21 protein-coding genes are annotated in these 21009 nt (G+C 66.9%); 12 read left to right on the top strand and 9 right to left on the bottom strand.

The window, feature by feature from the left end:
* Nucleotides 1–3 precede the first annotated feature (3 nt).
* From IT41_RS01510 to IT41_RS01500, 3 genes are read right to left on the bottom strand one after another with little or no spacing between them, the layout of a single operon-like run.
* Nucleotides 4–771, bottom strand: coding sequence for an SDR family oxidoreductase (locus tag IT41_RS01510; RefSeq protein ID WP_036738255.1), 768 nt, complete (start codon nt 769–771; stop codon nt 4–6).
* A gap of 3 nt (nt 772–774) precedes the next feature.
* Nucleotides 775–1512, bottom strand: a complete 738-nt coding sequence (locus IT41_RS01505) for an SDR family oxidoreductase (protein ID WP_036738253.1) — start codon at nt 1510–1512, stop codon at nt 775–777.
* A 28-nt stretch (nt 1513–1540) separates the two neighbouring features.
* Nucleotides 1541–3322: an IlvD/Edd family dehydratase gene (locus tag IT41_RS01500; RefSeq protein WP_036738531.1), complete on the bottom strand. Its 1782-nt coding sequence runs from the start codon at nt 3320–3322 to the stop codon at nt 1541–1543.
* A gap of 168 nt (nt 3323–3490) precedes the next feature.
* Here IT41_RS01500 and IT41_RS01495 point away from each other — a divergent pair, with 168 nt between their 5' ends.
* The 5 genes from IT41_RS01495 (at nt 3491) to IT41_RS01475 (ending at nt 8069) form a co-directional block, all read left to right on the top strand.
* Nucleotides 3491–4402, top strand: a complete 912-nt coding sequence (locus tag IT41_RS01495) for a dihydrodipicolinate synthase family protein (protein WP_036738252.1) — start codon at nt 3491–3493, stop codon at nt 4400–4402.
* A gap of 2 nt (nt 4403–4404) precedes the next feature.
* On the top strand, nt 4405–5550 hold the full coding sequence (locus IT41_RS01490) for a fumarylacetoacetate hydrolase family protein (protein ID WP_036738251.1): 1146 nt from the start codon (nt 4405–4407) through the stop codon (nt 5548–5550).
* A gap of 61 nt (nt 5551–5611) precedes the next feature.
* Nucleotides 5612–6583 carry a D-erythronate dehydrogenase gene (gene denD, locus IT41_RS01485; RefSeq protein ID WP_036738250.1) on the top strand — a complete coding sequence of 324 codons (972 nt, stop codon included), beginning with the start codon at nt 5612–5614 and terminating at the stop codon, nt 6581–6583.
* Between the two features lie 5 nt (nt 6584–6588).
* Nucleotides 6589–7326 (top strand): GntR family transcriptional regulator, encoded by a 738-nt coding sequence (locus IT41_RS01480; RefSeq protein ID WP_052081223.1) that lies wholly within the window; start codon nt 6589–6591, stop codon nt 7324–7326.
* A gap of 14 nt (nt 7327–7340) precedes the next feature.
* Nucleotides 7341–8069, top strand: coding sequence for an SDR family oxidoreductase (locus IT41_RS01475; RefSeq protein ID WP_036738249.1), 729 nt, complete (start codon nt 7341–7343; stop codon nt 8067–8069).
* A gap of 30 nt (nt 8070–8099) precedes the next feature.
* Here IT41_RS01475 and IT41_RS01470 read toward each other — a convergent pair whose 3' ends face one another.
* The gene (locus IT41_RS01470) at nt 8100–8843 is read right to left on the bottom strand and encodes an SDR family oxidoreductase (protein ID WP_036738248.1); all 744 of its coding nucleotides are present in this window, start codon (nt 8841–8843) and stop codon (nt 8100–8102) included.
* A 133-nt stretch (nt 8844–8976) separates the two neighbouring features.
* On the opposite strand from IT41_RS01470, the gene IT41_RS01465 reads away from it, so the two are divergent.
* From IT41_RS01465 to IT41_RS01455, 3 genes are read left to right on the top strand one after another with little or no spacing between them, the layout of a single operon-like run.
* Nucleotides 8977–9831, top strand: a complete 855-nt coding sequence (locus IT41_RS01465) for a fumarylacetoacetate hydrolase family protein (RefSeq protein ID WP_036738247.1) — start codon at nt 8977–8979, stop codon at nt 9829–9831.
* Nucleotides 9832–9847: 16 nt separating this feature from the next.
* Nucleotides 9848–10498, top strand: a complete 651-nt coding sequence (gene otnC / locus IT41_RS01460) for a 3-oxo-tetronate 4-phosphate decarboxylase (protein WP_036738245.1) — start codon at nt 9848–9850, stop codon at nt 10496–10498.
* A gap of 1 nt (nt 10499) precedes the next feature.
* Nucleotides 10500–11258 (top strand): hydroxypyruvate isomerase family protein, encoded by a 759-nt coding sequence (locus IT41_RS01455; RefSeq protein WP_036738243.1) that lies wholly within the window; start codon nt 10500–10502, stop codon nt 11256–11258.
* Here IT41_RS01455 and otnK read toward each other — a convergent pair.
* Genes otnK through IT41_RS01430 form a run of 5 tightly spaced genes read right to left on the bottom strand, consistent with a single transcriptional unit; the run spans nt 11255 to nt 16437 of the window.
* Nucleotides 11255–12517 (bottom strand): 3-oxo-tetronate kinase, encoded by a 1263-nt coding sequence (gene otnK / locus IT41_RS01450; RefSeq protein ID WP_036738241.1) that lies wholly within the window; start codon nt 12515–12517, stop codon nt 11255–11257. The genes IT41_RS01455 and otnK overlap by 4 nt on opposite strands.
* A gap of 3 nt (nt 12518–12520) precedes the next feature.
* The gene (gene ltnD / locus IT41_RS01445) at nt 12521–13423 is read right to left on the bottom strand and encodes an L-threonate dehydrogenase (RefSeq protein WP_036738239.1); all 903 of its coding nucleotides are present in this window, start codon (nt 13421–13423) and stop codon (nt 12521–12523) included.
* Nucleotides 13420–14910: a tripartite tricarboxylate transporter permease gene (locus IT41_RS01440; protein ID WP_036738238.1), complete on the bottom strand. Its 1491-nt coding sequence runs from the start codon at nt 14908–14910 to the stop codon at nt 13420–13422. Before IT41_RS01440 ends, ltnD begins: the two co-directional genes overlap by 4 nt.
* Nucleotide 14911: 1 nt before the next feature.
* Nucleotides 14912–15406, bottom strand: coding sequence for a tripartite tricarboxylate transporter TctB family protein (locus IT41_RS01435; RefSeq protein WP_036738236.1), 495 nt, complete (start codon nt 15404–15406; stop codon nt 14912–14914).
* On the bottom strand, nt 15403–16437 hold the full coding sequence (locus IT41_RS01430) for a tripartite tricarboxylate transporter substrate binding protein (protein WP_231564671.1): 1035 nt from the start codon (nt 16435–16437) through the stop codon (nt 15403–15405). Before IT41_RS01430 ends, IT41_RS01435 begins: the two co-directional genes overlap by 4 nt.
* 170 nt (nt 16438–16607) lie before the next feature.
* Here IT41_RS01430 and IT41_RS01425 point away from each other — a divergent pair, with 170 nt between their 5' ends.
* The 4 genes from IT41_RS01425 to IT41_RS01410 all read left to right on the top strand — a co-directional run bounded on the left by IT41_RS01425 (nt 16608) and on the right by IT41_RS01410 (nt 21005).
* Nucleotides 16608–17666, top strand: a complete 1059-nt coding sequence (locus tag IT41_RS01425) for an ABC transporter ATP-binding protein (RefSeq protein ID WP_036738235.1) — start codon at nt 16608–16610, stop codon at nt 17664–17666.
* An 89-nt stretch (nt 17667–17755) separates the two neighbouring features.
* Entirely contained in the window at nt 17756–19069 is a 1314-nt protein-coding gene (locus IT41_RS01420; protein WP_036738234.1) for an ABC transporter substrate-binding protein, read from the top strand.
* Nucleotides 19070–19155: 86 nt separating this feature from the next.
* Nucleotides 19156–20115, top strand: a complete 960-nt coding sequence (locus tag IT41_RS01415; RefSeq protein ID WP_036738232.1) for a carbohydrate ABC transporter permease — start codon at nt 19156–19158, stop codon at nt 20113–20115.
* An 11-nt stretch (nt 20116–20126) separates the two neighbouring features.
* Nucleotides 20127–21005 carry a carbohydrate ABC transporter permease gene (locus tag IT41_RS01410; RefSeq protein WP_036738231.1) on the top strand — a complete coding sequence of 293 codons (879 nt, stop codon included), beginning with the start codon at nt 20127–20129 and terminating at the stop codon, nt 21003–21005.
* Nucleotides 21006–21009: the final 4 nt, after the last annotated feature.

Genomic DNA, 21009 nt, shown 5'->3' with positions numbered 1-21009 from the left:
TCCTTACAGCGAGGCGGTGATGCCGCCATCGACATAGACCACGGTGCCGTTGACAAAGGACGAGGCCGGCCCGGACAGAAAGATCGCCGCGCCCACCAGTTCCTCGACCTTGCCCCAGCGACCGGCGGGGGTGCGGCGTTCCAGCCATTCGGTAAAGGCCGGATCGGCGACCAGCGCGGCATTCAGCGGCGTCTCGAAATAGCCCGGCGCCAGCCCGTTGCATTGCAGCCCGTGCCGCGCCCAGTCGGCCGCCATGCCCTTGGTCAGGTTGGCTACCGCGCCCTTGCTGGCGGTATAGGGCGCGATGCCCGGCCGTGCCAGAGCCGTCTGGACCGAGCAGATATTGACGATCTTGCCGCGTCCCCGCGCGATCATGTGCCGCGCGCAGGCCTGCGCCACGTTGAAGACGCTGGCGATATTGGTTTGCAGCATGTGCTGAAAGGCCTCGGCCGGGAAATCCTCAAGCGGTGCGCGATGCTGCATGCCGGCATTGTTGATCAGGATGTCGATGGCTCCGCGATCCGCCTCGAACCCGTCGATGGCGGCACGCGCGGCCGCGTGATCGGTCACGTCGAATGGCAGGGTCTCGACCCGGTGTCCGCCGTTGCGCAGGCCCGTCGCGGCGATCTCGAGCCGGTCGATATCGCGGCCGTTCAGGATCACGGCCGCGCCTGCCTCGGCCAGGCCGCGCGCCAAGGCCAGCCCGATCCCCTGGGACGAGCCGGTGATCAGCGCGCGCCTTCCGGTCAGGTCGAAAAGGGCCGGCGACATGGCTCAGCCGCGCCCGATAAAGGGCATGTTGGTGGCCATGACGGTGACGAATTGCACATTCGCCCCCTCGGGCAGGCTTGCCATGTGCAGGACCGTATCGGCCACCACCTGCGCATCCATCACCGGCTCGATCCGGGTGCTGCCATCGGCCTGCGGCACGCCCCTGGTCATCGCCTGCGCCATGTCGGTCAGGGCATTGCCGATATCGATCTGGCCGCAGGCGATGTTATAGGGTCGCCCGTCCAGACTGACAGAGCGGGTGATCCCCGTCACCGCATGTTTCGAGGTGGTATAGCCGATCGAGCCGGGCCGCGGCGCATGGGCCGAGACCGAGCCGTTATTGATGATCCGCCCGCCCTGCGGCTGCTGCGCCCGCATCGCCCGGAATGCTGCGCGCGCGCAGTTGAAGACGCCGTTCACATTGACATCGATCACCCGGCGGAATTCATCGGCATCGACCTGATCCGGGGTCTGGGCCACCAGCCCGGTTCCGGCATTGTTGAACAGGGCATCGACCCGGCCCCATTCTGCGACCGCCCTGTCAAATGCCGCATCCACCGCCGCCGCATCGGTCACGTCGCAGGCCAGGATCAGCGCGGCGCTGTCGCCCGCGGTTTCACGCAGCGCGTCCTCGCGCCGGCCGATCAGCCCGACCCGCCAGCCGGCTTTCAGGAATCTATGCGCGGTGACCCGGCCGATGCCGCTGCCGGCGCCGGTGATGATGATGGCTTGGCTTGTCATGGCGGCTCCTTCGTTGCGCTTGTTGCGATCAGTGATTGTCGCGCGGCAGGTTGCGTGCCACGCGCTGATAGGCTGTTGCCAGTTCCAGACAGCCGCCATCGGCAAGCTGGCCGACATGGCGGCGATAGAGTTCCTGCCAGGGCGTCTGATGGGTCAGTTCCGGCGGTCGCCATGCCGCGCGCCGGCGCTGCCATTCGGCATCCTCGACCAGCGCATCCATGCGCCGCGCGTTCAGGTCCAGCCGCACCATGTCGCCGGTCTGCAAAAGCGCGAGCCCGCCGCCGACCACCGATTCGGGCGAGGCGTTCAGGATCGAGGGGCTTTCCGAGGTCCCCGATTGCCGCCCGTCCCCCACCGTCGGCAGGTGGTTGATCCCGGCCTTGAGCAGCGCGTCGGGGGGCTGCATGTTCACCACCTCGGCGCTGCCCGGATAGCCGACGCAGCCGACATTGCGGATGAACAGGATGCAGTTCTCGTCGATCTTCAGCTCCGGGTCGTTGATGCGGTCGTGATAATCCTCGGGGCCCTCGAAGACGATGGCGCGGGCCTCGTGGATGCCCTCGGCGCCGGGATGGGACAGGAAGCGCGCGCGGAAATCCTCCGAGATCACGCTGGTCTTCATCAGCGCGCTGTCGAAAAGATTGCCGGAGAGCACCATGAAGCCCGCATTCGGACGCATCGGCTGGGCCACGCTGCGGATCACCTCGGCGTCGAGGCTGGCCCAGCCTTGCAGGTTTTCCCCCATGCTCCTGCCGCTGGCGGTCATCGCGCCTTCGCGGATCAGCCCGGCCTTGCGCAATTCGCCCATCACCGCCGGCACGCCGCCGGCACGAAAGAAGCTTTCGCCCAGATATTCGCCGGCGGGTTGCATATTGACCAGCAGGGGCACCTCGAAGCCGACGGTCTCCCAGTCCTTGACGTCCAGTTCCACCCCGGCATGGCGGGCGATGGCCTGCAGATGCGGCGGCGCATTGGTCGAGCCGCCGATGGCCGCATTCACCACGATGGCGTTTTCAAAGCTTTCGCGGGTCAGGATGTCGCTGGGTTTCAGGTCATCCAGCACCATGCCCACGATGCGCTTGCCGGTCTCATAGGCCATGGCCATGCGTTCGCGGAACGGGGCAGGGATGGCCGAGCTGCCGGTCAGGGTCATGCCAAGCGCCTCGGCCATGGCGTTCATGGTGCTGGCCGTGCCCATGGTGTTGCAATGGCCCAGGCTGGGGGCGCTGGCGCAGACGCGGTTGATGAATTCATCGTAATCGATCCTGCCCTCGGCCAGCAGGCGGCGGCTTTCCCAGACGATGGTGCCCGAGCCGGCGCGCTTGCCCTGCCACCAGCCGTCCAGCATCGGCCCGCCATTCAGCGCGATGGCCGGGATATCGACGGTCGCGGCGCCCATCAGCATCGCGGGCGTGGTCTTGTCGCAGCCGGTGGTCAGCACCACCCCGTCGATCGGATAGCCGTGCAGCACCTCGACGAGGCTCAGATAGGCCAGGTTGCGGTCCAGCGCGGCGGTGGGGCGCTTGCCGGTTTCCTGGATCGGGTGGACCGGGAATTCCATCGGGATGCCGCCACCGTCGCGGATGCCGGCCTTGATCCGGTCCATCAGAAAGACATGGATCTTGTTGCAGGGCGACAGGTCGCTGCCGGTCTGGGCGATGCCGATGATCGGGCGGCCGGACTGGATCTCGTCGCGGGTAAAGGCCTGGTTCTGATAGCGCTCGACATAAAGCGCGGTCATGCCCGGATTGTTGGGATTGTCGAACCATTCCTGGCTGCGAAAGCGTTTGTTGGCGCGCGTGTCGGACATGATCATCCTCCGGGCTGGCAGGCGGTTTGCAATATGCAGATCTGGTATACCATGCTGGCGCGGGCTGTAAAGCGGGCCGCAATCCGGTGGGCGCGCCATAACCGGCGCCCTTGCCGACCCGCCAGAATGGTATACCATCCGTGCGGCACATTGGGACAGGAGGAATCAATGCCGGGATGGGAAGGTATCTGGCCGGTCGCGCCGACGCCGTTTCTGGATAGCGGTGAGGTCGATTACGACGGCATGCGCCGGGTGCTGGATTGCATGGTCGATCAGGGATCGACCGGCATCTGCATCCTGGCGAATTTCTCGGAACAGTTCCTGCTGTCGGACGAGGAGCGCGAAAGGCTGACGCGGCTGTCGCTGGAACATGTCGCGGGCCGGCTGCCGGTGATCGTCACGATCAGCCATTTCGCCACGCCCATCGCGGTGGCGCGCGCGCAGCTTGCCCATGATCTGGGCGCGGCGGCGGTGATGATGATGGCACCTTATCACGGCGCGCTCTTGAAGGGCACGGCCGAACAGACATTCGAGCAGTTCCGCGCCGTGGGTCAGGTGGGCATCCCGATCATGGTGCAGGACGCGCCGCTTTCGGGCGTCGATCTGCCGGTGCCCCTGCTGGTGCGCATGGCGCGCGAGATCGAGGCAGTCAAGCTGTTCAAGATCGAATGCCCGCAGGCCGCCGCCAAGCTGCGCGCCCTGATCGCCGAAGGCGGCGACGCGATCGAGGCCCCGATGGACGGCGAAGAGGCGATCACCCTTCTGGCGGATCTGGATGCCGGGGCGACGGGCTCGATGACCTCGGCCTCGATCACGGACCGGATCAAGCCGATCCTGACCGATTGGGCCGCCGGCCGCCGGGATGAGGCGACGGCGGGTTACGCCCGTATCCTGCCATTCGTGAACCATGAAAACCGGCAATGCGGATTCCGCGCCGCCAAGGCGCTGATGGTCGAAGGCGGCGTGATCGGCTCGGAATTCTGTCGTCATCCGATTGCGCCCCTGCATCCCGACACGCGGCGCATGGCCATCGACCTGGCGCGGCCGCTGGATCCCATCGTTCTGCGTTGGGGGAAATAGGCGTGGCCGGTTTCGATCTGCCCGCACAGGGCCTGTTCGTTGGCCGAGTCTGGCGCCCCGGGATCGGCCCGGCGCTGGTGGTCCTGCGCGATGGCATGGCCGTCGATGTGACCGATCCGCAGGCCCCGACGATGCGCGACCTGCTGGAACTGGACGACCCCGCCGGCTGGCTTGCCGCGCAAAAGGGCGAGGTGATCGCTCCGGTCTCGGATTTGCAGGTTACGGGGGCCGCAGAGGACCGCCCGCATCTGCTCTCGCCCGCCGACTTACAGGCAATCAAGGCCAGCGGCGTGACCTTCGCCGAATCGATGGTCGAGCGCGTGATCGAGGAACAGGCCGCCGGCAATCCCGATCTGGCGGCCGAGATCCGTGCCCGGATCGGGGCCCGGGTCGGCGATAACCTGAAAGGCATCGTGCCCGGCTCCGACCGCGCCGCCGAGGTCAAGGCGGCGCTGCAGGCCGAGGGCCTCTGGTCGCAATATCTTGAGGTGGGCATCGGCCCGGATGCCGAGATTTTCACCAAATGCCAGCCCATGGCCTCGGTCGGTTGGGGCGCGGATGTGGGCCTGCACCCGATCAGCCGCTGGAACAACCCCGAGCCCGAGATCGTGCTGGCCGTGGACAGCAGGGGCCGCATCAAGGGCGCGAGCCTTGGCAACGACGTGAACCTGCGCGATGTCGAGGGACGCTCGGCTCTGCTTCTGGGCAAGGCCAAGGACAATAATGCCTCCGCCGCCATTGGTCCCTTCATCCGGCTGTTCGATGCCGGCTGGGGGCTGGACGATGTGCGCCGGGCCGAACTGACCCTGCGGGTCGAGGGCAGGGACGGATTCGTCATGGACGGGCGCTCGTCCATGTCGCGGATCAGCCGCGATCCGGCCGATCTGGTGGCGCAGGCCTGTGGGCGGCACCACCAGTATCCCGACGGGTTCATGCTGTATCTGGGCACGCTGTTCGCGCCCACGCAGGACCGCGACGCGCCGGGGCAGGGCTTTACCCATCACGCCGGCGATATCGTGACGATCAGCGAGCCGGGGCTGGGATCACTGGTCAACCGCGTGGCGCTGTCGACCGAATGCCCGGAATGGAGTTTCGGCAGCGGCGCCCTGATGCGGAATCTGGCGGGGCGGGGGCTGCTGGGCGCTTGAACCCCGCCGCAATTGCTGCGTAATGTATACATAATATCCAAAGCAGAAGAAGGGGCGGCGCATGAAGGTTCTGATCATTGGCGGGGCCGGCATGGTCGGCCGCAACCTGGCCGGGGAACTGGTCGCATCGGGCCGGCTGGGCGACAAGCCTGTCACCGAAATGACGCTGTTCGATGTGGCGCCTGCCGCCACTCAGGGCAGTGCTGCGGTCAAGGTTACGGCCCTGACCGGCGATATTTCCGACCGCGCCACGGTGGACGGGCTGATCGCCGGGCGCCCCGACGTGATCTTTCATCTGGCCGCCATCGTCTCGGGCGAGGCCGAGGCGGATTTCGACAAGGGCTACCGGATCAATCTGGACGGCACCCGCAATATCTTCGAGGCGATCCGGGCCCTGGGCGACTATCATCCGCGCGTGGTGTATACCTCATCCATCGCGGTATTCGGCGCGCCCTTCCCCGAGGCGATCGGGGACGATTTCATCACCGCGCCGATGACCAGCTATGGCGCGCAGAAGATGATCGGCGAGCTGCTGCTGAACGACTATTCCCGGCGCGGCATCTTTGACGGCGTCGGCATCCGCCTGCCCACCATCGTGGTGCGGCCGGGCAAGCCGAACAAGGCCGCCTCGGGCTTTTTCTCGGGCATCATCCGCGAGCCTCTGGCCGGGCTCGAGGCCGTGCTGCCGGTCGATGACGACGTCCGCCACTGGGTCGCCAGCCCGGCCGCGGCCACCGGCTTCCTGGTCCATGCCGCGACCATGGACACCGCGCCTTTGGGCGCGCGGCGCTGCCTGACCATGCCGGGCCTTGCCGTCACCATAGCCGAGATGATCGCCGCCCTGGCCGAGGTCGCGGGGCAGGACAAGGTGGCGCTGATCAAGCGTGAACCCGACGCCACCATTCGTGGCATCGTCGCCGGCTGGCCGCAGAATTTCGACGCCGCCCGCGCGACCGAGGTCGGCTTCACCGCCGATGCCAGCTTTCAGGACATCATCCGCGCCCATATGCGCGACATGGGCCAGGCCGGGTAGCGCCGATGAAGCCCGAGCGCGCATTCCGGCCCAATCGCGCGTCGCGGCTGCATCCGACCCTCTCGGGGGTCGAGCGGATGGCCGCCCGCGACCGCGCCTATCACGACCTGCGCTATCGCATCCTGACCGGGCGGCTGGCGCCCGGCACGACGCTGCTGGAAACCGAACTGGCGGCGCTTTTGTCGCTGTCGCGCACGCCGGTACGCGAGGCCGCGATCAAGCTGGCCGAGGAGGGGCTGGTCAGCATCCGCGCCCGCCACGGCATCACCGTGCGCGAACTGACCCTGCGCGACGTGGCCGAGATCCTCGACGTGTTTTCCGCGCTCGAGATCCGCGCCGTCGCCCTGGTCGCCCGGCGTGGCCTCGCCCGGGCCGAGCATGACCATCTGGCCGGGCTGCTGGACCGGATGGAGCAATCTACCGAGGCGGGCGATATCGCGCGCTGGTCCGATATGGACGACGATTTTCACGCCGGCATGGTCAGCCTGTGCGGCAATCCCCGGCTCTTGCGGACGCTGGGCGAATATTGGGGCCAGCAATATCGCGCGCGCATGCTGATCCTGCCGCTGCGCCCATCGCCGCGCCAGTCCGATATCGAGCATCGCGAAATTCTGGCCGCCGTTGGCGCCGGAAACGAGGACGCCGCCCGCCGCCTGCACCAGCGCCACCGCGCCCGTGCCGACGCCCAGCAGCTTGCCTTGCTGACCAACCGGCTGCCACCCGGCGAAGCGGATGAAACCTGACGGGGGACCATGTCATGAATCAGATCGACCTTAGGGGCCGCCGCGCGGTCGTCACCGGCGGTGCACAGGGCATCGGCCTTGCCATCGCGCGCCGCTTTGCCGCCTCGGGCGCGCAGGTGGTCATCTGGGACGCGAACGGCGAAGCCGCGCAGGCGGCCGCCGATGAGCTGGGCGCCGTGGCGCGCCGGGTCGAGCTGACCGATGACGCGGATGTCGCCGCCGCCGCGGCCGAGGCCGGAGCGGTCGATATCCTGGTCAACAATGCCGGCATCACCGGTGGCAATGCCAGGCTGTGGGAGATCGCGCCGGATGTCTGGCGGCAGGTCATGCAGGTCAACCTGAACGCGCCCTATGTCATCTGCCGGGCGCTTGTCCCGGGCATGATCCAGCGCGGCTATGGCCGCATCGTCAACGTGGCCTCGATCGCCGCGAAAGAGGGCAATCCCAACGCCTCGCATTACTCGGCCAGCAAGGCGGGGCTGGTGGCGCTGACCAAAAGCCTGGGCAAGGAACTGGCCGGCACCGGCGTGATCGTGAACTGCATCACGCCGGCGGCGGCGCGCACGCCGATCTTTGACCAGATGAAGCAGGAACATATCGACTACATGCTGTCGAAGATCCCGATGAACCGTTTCCTAGAACCGGACGAGGCCGCCGCGCTGGTCGCATGGCTGGCCTCGGAGGATTGCGCCTTTTCGACCGGCGCGGTGTTCGACATCTCGGGCGGGCGCGCGACCTATTGAGGCCGGGCGCCGCGCGGGGAGCGGGGGGTGTCAGATGGTCACCCCGCCATCGACCAGCATGGATTGCCCGGTGACGAAACGGCTTTCATCCGAGAGCAGATAGACCACCATCGGGGTCATGTCCTCGACCGTGGCCAGCCGGCCCATGGGCTGGCGCGCGACAAAGTCCTTTTCGGCCTGTACCGGATCGGCGGCGCTGGCGATGCGCTCGCGCAGGCTGGGCGTGTCCACCGTGCCCGGGCAGAGCGCATTGCAGCGCAGCCCGGTCTTGACGTAATCGGCGGCAATGGATTTGGTCAGCCCGATCACCGCCGCCTTGCTGGCGCCATAGGCGCAGCGGTTGACGAAACCCTTGATGCTGGAACACATCGAGGACATGTTGAGGATGCTGGCCGTGCCCTTTCGTTCGGCCGTGTCCAGCAGACCCGGCAGCAGCGCGCGGGTCAGGTGGAACATGGCATCGACATTCAGCCGGAAGCTCTGATCCCAGTCCTGCGCCGTGCAATCCTGCAAGCTGCCGTTCGCGACCATGCCCGCGCAGTTGAACAGCCCGTCCAATGCCCCGGCCTCGGCGGCGATCCGGTCGATCATCGCGGCATCGGTCACGTCCAGCAGGGCGGTGCGCAGGCCGGGATGCCGCAGCCCCTCCAACAGGGCGGGATCGCGGTCGGTGGCGATCACCTCGGCCCCTTCGGCGGCGCAGGCCAGCGCCGAGGCCCGCCCGATCCCCTGACCTGCTGCCGTGACCAGTATCCTTTTGCCTGAAAGCCGCATGATCTCCTCCGTTCCCGTGCGTCTGGCATCGCGATAGCACCGCCGGACAGATTGCGCCAGATTTGGTATGCCAGATTGCAAGCCCCGCGCCGCTGCATTAGGTTGCGGGCAGCTATCAAGACTGGGGGACAGGATGAAACTGCTGCGTTACGGCCCTGCGGGCGCCGAGAAACCGGGCCTGCTGGACGATCAGGGTCAGGTGCGGGATCTGTCGGCGCATGTCGATGACATCGCCGGCGATGTTCTGACGCCCGAGGGGCTCGCGCGCCTCGCCGCGCTGAACCCCGCCGATCTGCCGGTGGTGCCGGGCAGGCCGCAGGACGGGCTGCGCCTTGGTGCCTGCGTCGGCAATGTGCGCAAGTTCATCGCCATCGGGCTGAACTATGCCGACCATGCCGCCGAATCGGGCATGGCGGTGCCGTCCGAGCCGGTCGTCTTCAACAAATGGACCAGCTGCATTGTTGGCCCCGATGACGATGTGCTGGTGCCCAAAGGGTCGAAAAAGACCGATTGGGAGGTCGAGCTGGGCGTGGTCATCGGTGCACCCGCCGCCGGCGTCAGCAAGGCCGATGCGATGAAGCATGTCGCCGGGTACTGCGTCGTCAACGATGTCAGCGAACGCGAATGGCAGCTTGAGCGGACGGCGACCTGGGACAAGGGCAAGGGTTTCGACACCTTCGGTCCCATCGGTCCCTGGATGGTGACGGCCGATGAAATCCCCGATCCCGGCAAGCTGAAAATGTGGCTTGAGGTGGACGGCAAGCGCTATCAGGACGGCTCGACCGAGACGATGGTCTTTGGCGTGACGGAACTGGTCGCCTATTGCTCGACCTTCATGACGCTGCTGCCGGGCGATATCATCACCACCGGCACGCCGCCCGGCGTCGGCATGGGGCAGAACCCGCAGGTCTATCTGAAGGGCGGCGAGGTCATGCGCCTGGGGATCGAGGGTCTGGGCGAGCAGACCCAGAAGGTCGGGAACGCCTGAGCATGAGTGCCCAGTCATGAGTGCCGAGGCCCGCCTGCGCGAACAGCTTTGCGAATTGGCGGCCTCGCTGTTCCAGCGCGGGCTGACGCATGGCTCGACCGGCAATATCTCGGCCCGCTGCGAGGATGGCGGGCTGCTGGTATCCCCCACCGGGACCAGTTTCGGGCGGCTGGACCCGGGCCGGCTGGCGCGCTTCGACGCCTCGGGTCGGCATGTCGGGGGCGATGCGCCGACCAAGGAGATGCCGCTGCACCGGGCGTTTTACGACACCCGCGACGGGACAGGGGCGGTGGTGCATCTGCACTCCTGCCACTCGGTCGCGCTGTCCATGCTGCCCGTCGACGATCCGCAGAACTGGCTGCCGCCGGCGACACCCTATGCGATCATGCTGTTGGGCAAGGTCACGCTGCTGCCCTATTTCCGGCCCGGAGACGCGGCGATGGGCGATGCGGTGCGGGGCCTGAACGGGCGCCGCGCGGCGGTGATGCTGGCCAATCACGGCCCCGTGGTTGCCGGCCGCACGCCCGAGGCCGCCTGCAATGCCGTCGAGGAGCTTGAGGCGACCGCACGGCTTGCCCTGATGCTGCGCGGCCTGCCGGCGCAGATGCTCGATGCGGCGCAGGTCGCCGATCTGGTGCGCGTGAACAGGATCGAGTGGGAGGACTGACATGCCGCGTTTTTCGGCCAATCTGGGCTTTCTCTGGACGGAACTCGCGCTGCCCGATGCGATCCGCGCGGCTGCGGCGGCGGGGTTCGACGCGGTGGAATGCCACTGGCCCTATCAGTTCGACCCGGGCGCGGTCCGGGCCGCGCTGGATGATACCGGCCTGACCATGCTGGGCCTGAACACGGTCCGGGGCGCGGCGGGCGAGAACGGCCTTGCCGCGCTGCCCGGGCGCGAGGCCGAGGCGCGTCAGGCCATCGGGCAGGCCCTGGACTATGCCCGGCAGATCGGCTGCGGCGCGGTCCATGTCATGGCGGGCTTTGCGCATGGGCCTCTGGCCGAGTCTGTCTTTGCCGCCAATCTGGGTTTTGCCTGCGATCTGGCCGAACAGCAGGGCGCGACGATCCTGATCGAGCCGCTGAACCGCCATGACGCGCCCGGCTATTTTCTGAGCAATGCCGATCATGCGGCGGCCATCATCGAAAGGCTGGGGCGGGACAATCTGCGGCTGATGTTCGACTGCTATCACCTGCAGATCATGCAGGGGGACCTGACGCGGCTCTTGGGGCGCATGGCGGCGATCACCGGGCATATCCAGTTTGCCGGCGTGCCCGATCGTGGCCCGCCCGACCGGGGCGAGGTGAATTACCGCCACATCTTCGACCATCTGGACAGCATGGGCTGGGAGATGCCGCTGGGCGCGGAATACAAGCCCGGCGGGCCGACCGGGCCGACCCTGGGCTGGATGAAAAGCCTGCGCTAACCGGCCTGCTCCAGCGCCCGGGCAAAGAAATCCTCATCGCCGAAATTGCCCGATTTCAGCGCCACGGCCAATGGTCCGCCGGCATCCTGGCCGGCGCACCATGGCACGCCCGGTGCGATCTCGGCCCCGACGCGCAGGGCGGTGATGCCAAGCGCATTGGTGATCGCGCCCGAGGTCTCGCCCCCGGCGACGACAAAGCGCGTCGCGCCATGATTGCGGGCGATGCGGGCGGCGCGGGCCAGAGCCAGCTCGACCAGCTCGCCGGCCTTTTCGACGCCCAGGGCAGCCTGCGCGGCCGCGACCTCGGCCGGCTCGGCTGTGCCCTGGATCATGCAGGTCCGGCCGGCGCCGATCTGCGCCGCGATGCATTCTGCCATGCCGCCATCATCGCCCGAGGCGAGGCGCAGCGCGTCCAGTTTAAGCACCGGCGCCTGGGCCGCGAAATTCGCGACCTGCCGGCGCGTCATGGCCGAACAGCTGCCCGACAGCACGATTGCCGGCCCTTTGGGCATCTTGGGCGGGGCGCCTGCGGCCGAGGCCGGATCAAGCCGGCCCGCCGCGCGCCAGGCATCGGGCAGGTGACGCGCGAATGCGCTGCCGCCTGTCAGCAAGCGCATGTCCCGGGCCGCCTGTGCCAGGGCTGCCAGATCGGCATCGTCGATGGCATCGCAGATCAGATGGGCGGGGCCGCTGCCGATGGCCTGCAGGATCGCCTCGGCCCCGCGCCGGATGGTCGGCCAGTCGATCAGCCCGACGGCTGCGCCATCGCCCAGTTGCGGCCGCAGCACCCGGCACAGGTCGCTGTCGGTCATCGGGTTCAGCGGGTGATCCTTCATCGGGCTTTCCGCCAGTGGCTGGCGATGGACGAACATGTTGCCCATGAAGACGCGCCGGCCGTTTTCCGGAAATGACGGGACATATAGCGTCCTGCCCGCGCCCATCCGGTCCATCAGCGCCCGCGCCACCGGACCGATATTGCCCCGCGCCGTGCTGTCGAAGGTGGAACAGTATTTCCAGTAGACATGCCGCGCGCCCGCAGCCTGCAGCCAGTCCAGCGCCGCCAGCGCCTGCGCGACCGCCTGATCGGGCGGGATCGACCGGATTTTCAGGGCGATCACCTCGACCCCGTTTGCTGCCGGGGCCGGGGCGGCGGCATCCGGCAGCCCGATCCGCAGCGACACGGGAACCTGCGCGCGCACCAGCAGCGCGGCCAGATCGGTCGCGCCGGTAAAATCATCCGCGATACAGCCCAGAATCATCGCCTAGCCCTCATCCCCCGGCAGTTTCACCCCCGCCTTTCGGGCCAGATGCAGTGCCAGAGCGGCATCGTCGCGCCGCCCCAGCCCCTCGGCCGAGGCGGCGCGGAACAGTTTCAGCGCGGTTTCGGACAGCGGTGCCGGCGCGTCGGCCGCAAGGGCGGTATCGGTCACGATTCCCATGTCCTTGACAAAGATATCGACGGCGGAATGGGGCGTGTAATCGCCCGCCACCACATGCGCGCCGCGATTGGCGAACATCCAGGAATTGCCGGCGCAGGACTGGATGACGCGATGCACCTCGGCCAGGTCCATGTCCTGGCTTGCGGCCAGCACCATCGCCTCGGCCATGGCGGCGATATGGATGCCGGCCAGCATCTGGTTGATCACCTTCATCCGGGCGCCGGCGCCGGGCGTCGCGCCCAGCCGGAACACCGTGGCCGAGATCGCCTCCAGCACCGGGGCGGCGCGCTGGAACGCTTCATCCGGCCCCGAGGCCATCATGGATATCTGCCCCTCGGCCGCCTTGGCCGCGCCGCCGGATACCGGCGCGTCGATGGCCATCACGCCGGCCTGTTCCAGCCGGGCGCAGATATCCTCCGCGTCACTGGGCTGCATGGTGACGCAGATGACAAAGACCGTGCCGGGGCGGGCCGCGGCCACCGCGCCGCCCGGGCCGAACAGCACCTCGCGCACCTGGGCTGCATTGACCACATAGACCAGGATCACCTCCGCGTCTGCCGCCAGCGCCGCCGCATCCGGGGCCGGTTGCCCGCCCGCATCGGCGAAAGCCGCGCGGGCATCCTCGCGCAGGTCCAGCCCATGGGTCGCGATGCCCGCGCGCAGCAGCGACAGCGCCGCCCCCATGCCCATCGAGCCAAGCCCGATCACACCCGCGGATATGTTCATGCCCTACCTGCCTTTCCGCGGCCGATCATCGCGCGGATCAGCGGCGAGAGCCAGAACAGGATCGTCAGCACCCCGAGAACCGCCGCAATCGGGCGGTCGAAGAATGCCAGCAGATCGCCGTCCGCCTTGATCATCGAGGTGACGAAATTCTTTTCCAGCATCGGCCCCAGCACGAGGCCCAGGATGGCCGGCGCAATGGGCACCTCGCATTCCTCCATGGCAAAGCCGATGACGCCAAAGACCAGCATCACCCAGACCCCGTAAAGCGAATTGGTGATGGCGAATGCGCCGACGATGCAGGACAGCATGATCAGCGGCATCAGCACGTTCTGCGGCACCGCCAGCAGCCGCGCGCCCAGCTTGATCGCGATCCAGCCCAGCGGCAGCATGATCAGGTTCGCCAGCAGGAACACGATGAACAGCGCATAGATCAGCTGCGGCTGCATCAGGAACACGGTCGGGCCGGGGTTCATGCCCTTGATATACAGCACGCCGATGACGATGGCGGTGATGGAATCGCCGGGGATGCCAAAGACCAGCGCCGGGATCCAGGCGCCCGAGACGGCGGCATTGTTCGAGGAACCGGCCTCGACCAGCCCCTCGACATGGCCGGTGCCGAATTTCTGCGGCTCGCGCGAGAAGCGTTTCGATATCGCATAGCTGATCCAGGCGGCGATATCGGCGCCGGCGCCGGGCAGCGCGCCGATGATCGTGCCGAGGACGCTGCCGCGCAGCATCTGCCGGGGATAGCGGCGGATGTTCTGCCACTGGCGGGCAAAGATGCGGCTGCTATCGGCGCGCTCGGCCCGCCGCGCCTGGGCGGGGCGGATGATTGCGCGGAACACCTCGGCCGCGGCGAAAAGCCCGATCATCGCGCAGATGAAGGGTATCCCCGCCATCAGATCGACATTGCCAAAGGTGAAACGCGGCTGGCCCGCCGGATTGTCGAAGCCGATGCTGGCCGCGGTTAGCCCGATCACCAGCGACAGCATGCTTTTCAGGCTGGAGCCGGGCGAGACGAAGATGGCGCATGAAAGCCCCATCACCACCAGCCAGAAATACTCGAACGAGGAAAATTTCAGCGCCACCTCGGCCAGCGCGGGCGCGGCGAGGATCAGCGCGACGGTGCCCAGCGTGCCGCCGATGGCCGAAAACACCAGCAGCGCGCCAAGCGCCTCGCCCGCCCGGCCGCCCCGGGTCAGCCGCCAGGCGTCCTCGGTATAGGCGGCGCTGGCGGGGGTGCCGGGAATGCGCAGGAGCGCAGCGGGCAGGTCGCCGGCAAAGATCGCCATGGCGGCGGCGGTGACGATGGCCGCGATGGCCGGGACCGGCTCCATGAAGAAGGTGATCGGGACCAGCAGCGCGGTCGCCATGGTCGCGGTCAGCCCGGGCATGGCGCCCAGGAACATGCCGAACGCGCCCGAGGCGATCATGGTCAGGATCACCTCGGGCGTCATCACCAGTTGCAGCGCCTGGGACAGGACCATCTCAGCCTCCGAACCCGGGCAGCGAGATGCGCGGCAGCGGCACCAGCAGGATATCGGCAAAGGCATAGCGCAGCGCCAGCGCCGCAACGATGCCAAGGATCAGCGCAGGCAGCGGCCGTACCCCCATCAGCAGGGCAAGGCCGGCCACCACGACAAGGCCCGCGATGACAAAGCCGGCGACGGGCGAGATCAGCGCATAGGCGAGAACCAGCGCCAGCCCGGCCGCCAGCCGCAGCCATGCGCGCCGGTCGCGGACCCAGCCGGGATTGTCCCCGGGCGTCGCATCGGCGCGAACAGGGCCGGCGCGCAGCGCCCTGACCAGCATGGCGATGCCCACCGCGATGGACAGGCCCGCGATCAGCAGGGGCAGGGTGTCCGCGCCGTAATCCTGCCCGGGGATCGCGCCCAGATCGCGCGACCCGACGATCAGCGCCGCCCCGATCAGGATCGAGACGGTGCCCAGCCCGATTTCCCGGGCCTGATGCGGCTGGCTCACCTGGCCAGACCCGCTTCTTTCATCACCGCGCCAAGGTTGGCATCGTCTTCGGCGACCTGTGCGGTGGCTTCGTCCGGGCCCATCCAGCGCAGGCCGAAGCCGCGTTCCTTCATGAAGTCCTGATAGGTCGGGCTTTCATAGGCGGCCCTGACCGCATCGGCCAGTTTCGCGCGCACATCCTCGGGCAGGCCCTTGGGCACGACGATGGTGCGCCAGACCGACAGTTTCCAGTCCGAGCCGGTGGCCTCGGCGATGGTGGGCGTGTCGGGGAACATCTCCTGGCGTTCGTCCGACATGCTGGCCAGCGCGCTGACCCGGCCCGCCTCGATCAGGGCGCGACCCTCGGCCAGGGACGATGGCACCAGATGCACGCCGCCCGCGACCATGTCGGTCAGCCCCGCGACCGAGCCTTCGCTGGGCACCCAGGTCACGGCATCGACGGGGATTTCCTCGGACATCAGCCAGCCCAGCAGGTTCAGGTGCCAGATGCCGCCCTGACCCGTGCCGGAGGCCTTGAAGCTGCCCGGCTCGGCCGCCTTGATCGCGTCGCGCAGCGCCGCCGCGTCCTGCCATTCGCCGTCCGAGGCCACCATCAGCCCGCCCGGATCGGCATTGACCATGCCGAGGATGTCGAAATCCGCATAGGTCAGGTCGGTCAGGCCCTGCCAGTGCATCATGTCGATTTCGATCGTCATCACGCCCAGGGTATAGCCGTCGGGCTTGGCCCGCGCGATGGCGGTATGGCCGACGACGCCCGAGCCGCCGGTGCGGTTCACGACATTGACCGGCTGGCCCAGATTCTCTTGCAGGATCTGGGCGAAGATGCGGCCCACGGCATCGGTGCCGCCGCCCGCGCCCCATGGCACGATCATCTCGATGGGCCGTTCGGGATATTCGGCCAGCGCCTGACCGGCGGCAAAAGACCCGGGCAGCATGCCCAATGCCCCGGCTGCCGCAACCGCGACCCCGGCCAGCGCCATGCGCCGTCCGATCTGCCGGCTGCGGCCGGTTTCCGCGTTCTTACCGTTCATCAATACTCCCCCCTGGTGATTTTCCCGCGATCACTGTTTGTCACAATGTATACATTGTCAATTGAAACATTGACCTGATCCCGCCTCCGTAGATTGATGAAATATTACTTGCTCATGCGAAGCTTTGCCGCATAGCATCCGCTAATGGATACCTGTCGAAAGGGGCGGAAATGGCATCGGTCACGATCGCGGGCGTGCGAAAATCCTATGGCTCGGTCGAGGTTCTGCATGGCGTAGACGTCTCGATCGACGAGGGGGAGTTCGTCGTTCTGGTCGGCCCGTCGGGCTGCGGGAAATCGACCCTTCTGCGGATGCTCGCCGGGCTCGAGCATATCACCTCGGGCGAGATCCGCATCGGCAACCGGGTGGTCAACGATCTCGCGCCCAAGGAACGCGACATCGCCATGGTGTTCCAGAACTACGCGCTTTACCCGCATCTGACGGTGGCCGAGAACATGGGCTTTTCGCTGAAGCTGGCCGGCGTCAGGCGTGCTCAGATCGAGGAAAAGGTCCGCCCCGCCGCCGAGATTCTGGGCCTTGCGCATCTTCTGGACCGTTATCCGCGGATGCTCTCGGGTGGGCAGCGCCAGCGGGTCGCCATGGGCCGCGCCATCGTGCGCAAGCCGCAGGTGTTCCTGTTCGACGAGCCGCTGTCGAATCTGGACGCGAAATTGCGCGTGACCATGCGCAGCGAGATCAAGAACCTGCACCAGCGTCTCAAGACCACGACCGTCTATGTCACCCATGACCAGATCGAGGCGATGACCATGGCCGACAAGATCGTCGTCATGCATGACGGCATCGTCGAGCAGATCGGCACGCCGCTGGAGCTTTACGACCGGCCCGACAATCTGTTCGTGGCCGGCTTCATCGGCTCGCCCGCGATGAACATGATCCCCGGCACCCTGGCCGATGACGGCAGCTTTCGCGGCCGGGATGGCACCGTGCTGCCGGTCGCCCATCCCGGCAGTGCCCGGCCGGGCCAGCCGCTGGTCTATGGCGTGCGCCCCGAACTGATGAGCACCGGCGGCGAGATCCCGCTGGTGGTCGAGGTGACCGAGCCCACCGGCGCCGAGACCCATGTCGTCGGCCGGCTGGGCGGGACCGAGATCACCGGCGTATTCCGCGCGCGCATCGATGTCGCGCCGGGCGGCACGATCCCGATCGGCATCGACCCGGCGGGCGTGCACCTGTTCGACGAGGACAGCGGCAAACGCGTGTCCGGCTGAAGCCCCGTTCCGCCACCGCGTGGGAGGCGCGGCGGGACGTCACCATCGGACGACGCAGATCGTCCATTGCACCAAGGGAGGAATGACCCATGACCATTGACCGCAGGAAGCTGTTGCAAGGCAGCGCCGCGCTGGCCGCGGCGGGCGCGCTTGCCGGCCCGTTCCGCGCCGGCCGCGCGCTGGCGCAAGGCGCGCCCATGTTCACCCCCGAAGAGGGCGCCGAGCTGCGCCTGCTGCGTTGGGTGCCCTTCGTCAAGGGCGAGGAGGACGCCTGGAACGCCAATACCGCCGCCTTTACCGAGGCGACCGGGGTCAAGGTCACCATCGACCAGGAAAGCTGGGAGGATGTTCGCCCCAAGGCCGCCGTCGCCGCCAATGTGGGCTCGGGCCCCGACATGGTGATGAGCTGGTTCGACGACCCGTTCCAGTATCCCGACAAGCTGGTCGATGTGACCGACCTTTGCACCCAGCTGGGCGAGGCGCATGGCGGCTGGTATGACGGGCTGGCAGCTTATGGCTCGCAGGATGGCAAATGGGTGGCGGCGCCGCTTTGCGCCATCGGCAACGCCATCTGCTATCGCGACAGCCACATGAAGGCCGCCGGTTTCGATGAGTTCCCGACCGATACGGACGGCTTCCTGAAACTGTGCCAGGCGCTCAAGGAAAAGGGGACGCCGGCGGGATTCCCGCATGGCAAGGCGGTGGGCGACGGCAACAACTATGCCCATTGGCTCTTGTGGTCGCATGGCGGCATGACCGTGAACGAGGCGGGCGAGGTGGTGATCAACAGCCCCGAGACGCTGGCCGCCATCGCCTATGCCAAGGCACTGTACGACACCTTTATCCCCGGCACGGAAAGCTGGCTGGACATCAACAACAACCGCGCCTTCCTGGCCGGCGAGGTGTCGCTGACCGCCAATGGCGTGTCGCTTTATTATGCCGCGATCAACGACCCGGCGATGAAGGAGCTGGCAGACGATATCCGCACCACCAACCTGCCCATCGGGCCGGTCGGGAAATCGGTCGAACTGCACCAGACCTCGACCCTGTCGATCTTCAACCACTGCAAGTTCCCCAACGCCGCCAAGGCCTATATCGAGTTCATGTACCAGTCCGACAACATGAACCGCTGGATCGAGGCCGCCAGCGCCTATTGCTGTCAGGCGCTCAAGGAATTTGCGGCCAATCCGGTCTGGACCTCGAACCCGATCCACGTGCCCTATTCGCGCGCCTCGGAATCGCTGCGCGTGAACGGCTTTGCCGGGCCGCTGGGGCCGGCCTCGGCGGGGGCGATGGCCGATTACGTGCTGGTCGACATGTTCGCCGAAGCCGTGACCGGGCAGCGCTCGCCCGAGGAAGCCATCAGCAATGCCGAGCGGCGCCTGCAGCGCTATTACCGCTGATCCGGTGCGGCCCGGGCGGCCAGTCGCCGCCCGGGCCGGCCAAGCGAAACCGGCCGCAACCGGCCCATCTACGGAAAGGACGCAGCATGACCGGACCCGATCAGGCCAGCTCCGCCCCGGCGCAGGACGATCCGCCGCGCCGCAGGGGCTGGTTTTCCCGCCTGTCGGAAAGCCGCAACGGGTTGGGCTTTCTGTTCATGCTGCCGGCGGCGGCAGTGCTGCTGTTCTTTCTGACCTATCCGCTGGGCCTGGGCGTCTGGCTGGGCTTTACCGATACCAGGATCGGCCGCGAGGGCGTCTTTGTCGGGCTGGAAAACTATGCCTGGCTGTTCGATGACCCGGTCTTCTGGCTGTCGGTCTTCAACACCATGCTTTACACCGTGGTCGCCTCGGTCGCGAAGTTCGGGCTGGGGCTGTGGCTGGCGCTGATCCTGAACCGGCACCTGCCGTTCAAGAATTTCTTTCGCGCTGTCATCCTGCTGCCCTGGGTGGTGCCCACGGTGCTGTCGGCCATGGCCTTCTGGTGGATCTTCGACAGCCAGTTCTCGATCATTTCATGGTCGCTGATGCAGATGGGGCTGATCGACCAGCCGATCAATTTCCTGGGCGATACCTGGAATGCGCGCTGGTCGGTGATCGCGGCCAATGTCTGGCGCGGCATTCCCTTTGTCGCGATTTCGCTGCTGGCCGGGTTGCAGACCATCCCGCAATCCCTGAACGAGGCCGCCGCCATCGACGGCGCGACGCCCTGGCAGCGTTTCACCAAGGTCACGCTGCCGCTGCTGACGCCGATCATCGCCGTGGTGATGACCTTCAGCGTGCTGTTCACCTTTACCGATTTCCAGCTGATCTATGTGCTGACCCGTGGCGGGCCGGTGAACGCCACCCATCTGATGGCCACGCTGTCCTTCCAGCGCGCCATTCCCGGCGGCCAGCTGGGCGAGGGCGCGGCCATCGCGGTCGCGATGATCCCCTTTCTGCTGGCGGCGATCCTGTTCAGCTTCTTCGGCCTGCAGCGCCGCAGGTGGCAGCAGGGTCAGGATTAGGGAGAGGGACCATGGCCGACAGGACCACAGACAATTCCGCCCCGCTGGAGCAGTTCGAGACGCTGCCGCGCCGCATTCTGGTCGTCTACCTGCCGCTGGCGGTGTTCGTCTTCGTGCTGCTGTTTCCGTTCTACTGGATGGCGATCACGGCGGTGAAGCCCGACAACCAGCTGACCGATTACGACAATTTCAGCCCGTTCTGGGTGATCGGCCCGACGCTGGAGCATATGAAATTCCTGCTGTTCGAGACCTCATATCCGGCATGGATGTGGAACACGGTGATCGTCTCGGTCGCCTCGACGGTGATCGCGCTGTTCGCCTCGGTGCTGGCGGCCTATGCGATCGAGCGGCTGCGTTTTCGCGGCGCGCGGATCACCGGGCTGCTGATATTCCTGGCCTATCTGGTGCCGCCTTCGATCCTGTTCATCCCGCTGGCCTATATCGTCTTTCAGGTCGGCATCTTCGACAGCCGGCTGGCCTTGATCCTGACCTATCCGACCTTCCTGATCCCGTTCTGCACCTGGCTCTTGATGGGCTATTTCCGCTCGATCCCTTATGAGCTTGAGGAATCGGCGCTGGTCGATGGCGCAAGTCGCTGGCAGATCCTGACCAAGGTGGTGCTGCCGCTGGCGGTGCCGGGGCTGATCTCGGCCGGGATTTTCGCCTTTACGCTGTCCTGGAACGAATTCATCTATGCGCTGACCTTCATCTCCAGCTCGGAAAACAAGACCGTGCCCGTGGGCGTGCTGACCGAGCTGGTGCGCGGCGACATCTATGAATGGGGCGCGCTGATGTCGGGGGCGCTGCTGGGATCGCTGCCGGTGGTGATCCTCTATTCCTTCTTCGTGGATTACTACGTCTCGTCGATGACCGGGGCGGTCAAGGAATAGGCCG

This window comes from Paracoccus halophilus, from assembly GCF_000763905.1.
In the GTDB taxonomy this organism is placed as follows: Bacteria; Pseudomonadota; Alphaproteobacteria; order Rhodobacterales; family Rhodobacteraceae; genus Paracoccus; species Paracoccus halophilus.
Note: the sequence above shows the minus strand (reverse complement) of the source record. Positions and strands in the feature narration are given on the sequence as shown.

Bases quoted from the DNA above. Each gene is read 5' to 3' on its own strand.
- IT41_RS01510 (WP_036738255.1), bottom strand. From the start codon at position 771: ATGTCGCCGGCCCTTTTCGACCTGACCGGAAGGCGCGCGCTGATCACC.
- IT41_RS01505 (WP_036738253.1), bottom strand. From the start codon at position 1,512: ATGACAAGCCAAGCCATCATCATCACCGGCGCCGGCAGCGGCATCGGC.
- IT41_RS01500 (WP_036738531.1), bottom strand. From the start codon at position 3,322: ATGTCCGACACGCGCGCCAACAAACGCTTTCGCAGCCAGGAATGGTTC.
- IT41_RS01495 (WP_036738252.1), top strand. From the start codon at position 3,491: ATGCCGGGATGGGAAGGTATCTGGCCGGTCGCGCCGACGCCGTTTCTG.
- denD (WP_036738250.1), top strand. From the start codon at position 5,612: ATGAAGGTTCTGATCATTGGCGGGGCCGGCATGGTCGGCCGCAACCTG.
- IT41_RS01480 (WP_052081223.1), top strand. From the start codon at position 6,589: ATGAAGCCCGAGCGCGCATTCCGGCCCAATCGCGCGTCGCGGCTGCAT.
- IT41_RS01475 (WP_036738249.1), top strand. From the start codon at position 7,341: ATGAATCAGATCGACCTTAGGGGCCGCCGCGCGGTCGTCACCGGCGGT.
- IT41_RS01470 (WP_036738248.1), bottom strand. From the start codon at position 8,843: ATGCGGCTTTCAGGCAAAAGGATACTGGTCACGGCAGCAGGTCAGGGG.
- IT41_RS01465 (WP_036738247.1), top strand. From the start codon at position 8,977: ATGAAACTGCTGCGTTACGGCCCTGCGGGCGCCGAGAAACCGGGCCTG.
- otnC (WP_036738245.1), top strand. From the start codon at position 9,848: ATGAGTGCCGAGGCCCGCCTGCGCGAACAGCTTTGCGAATTGGCGGCC.
- IT41_RS01455 (WP_036738243.1), top strand. From the start codon at position 10,500: ATGCCGCGTTTTTCGGCCAATCTGGGCTTTCTCTGGACGGAACTCGCG.
- otnK (WP_036738241.1), bottom strand. From the start codon at position 12,517: ATGATTCTGGGCTGTATCGCGGATGATTTTACCGGCGCGACCGATCTG.
- ltnD (WP_036738239.1), bottom strand. From the start codon at position 13,423: ATGAACATATCCGCGGGTGTGATCGGGCTTGGCTCGATGGGCATGGGG.
- IT41_RS01440 (WP_036738238.1), bottom strand. From the start codon at position 14,910: ATGGTCCTGTCCCAGGCGCTGCAACTGGTGATGACGCCCGAGGTGATC.
- IT41_RS01430 (WP_231564671.1), bottom strand. From the start codon at position 16,437: ATGAACGGTAAGAACGCGGAAACCGGCCGCAGCCGGCAGATCGGACGG.
- IT41_RS01425 (WP_036738235.1), top strand. From the start codon at position 16,608: ATGGCATCGGTCACGATCGCGGGCGTGCGAAAATCCTATGGCTCGGTC.
- IT41_RS01420 (WP_036738234.1), top strand. From the start codon at position 17,756: ATGACCATTGACCGCAGGAAGCTGTTGCAAGGCAGCGCCGCGCTGGCC.
- IT41_RS01415 (WP_036738232.1), top strand. From the start codon at position 19,156: ATGACCGGACCCGATCAGGCCAGCTCCGCCCCGGCGCAGGACGATCCG.
- IT41_RS01410 (WP_036738231.1), top strand. From the start codon at position 20,127: ATGGCCGACAGGACCACAGACAATTCCGCCCCGCTGGAGCAGTTCGAG.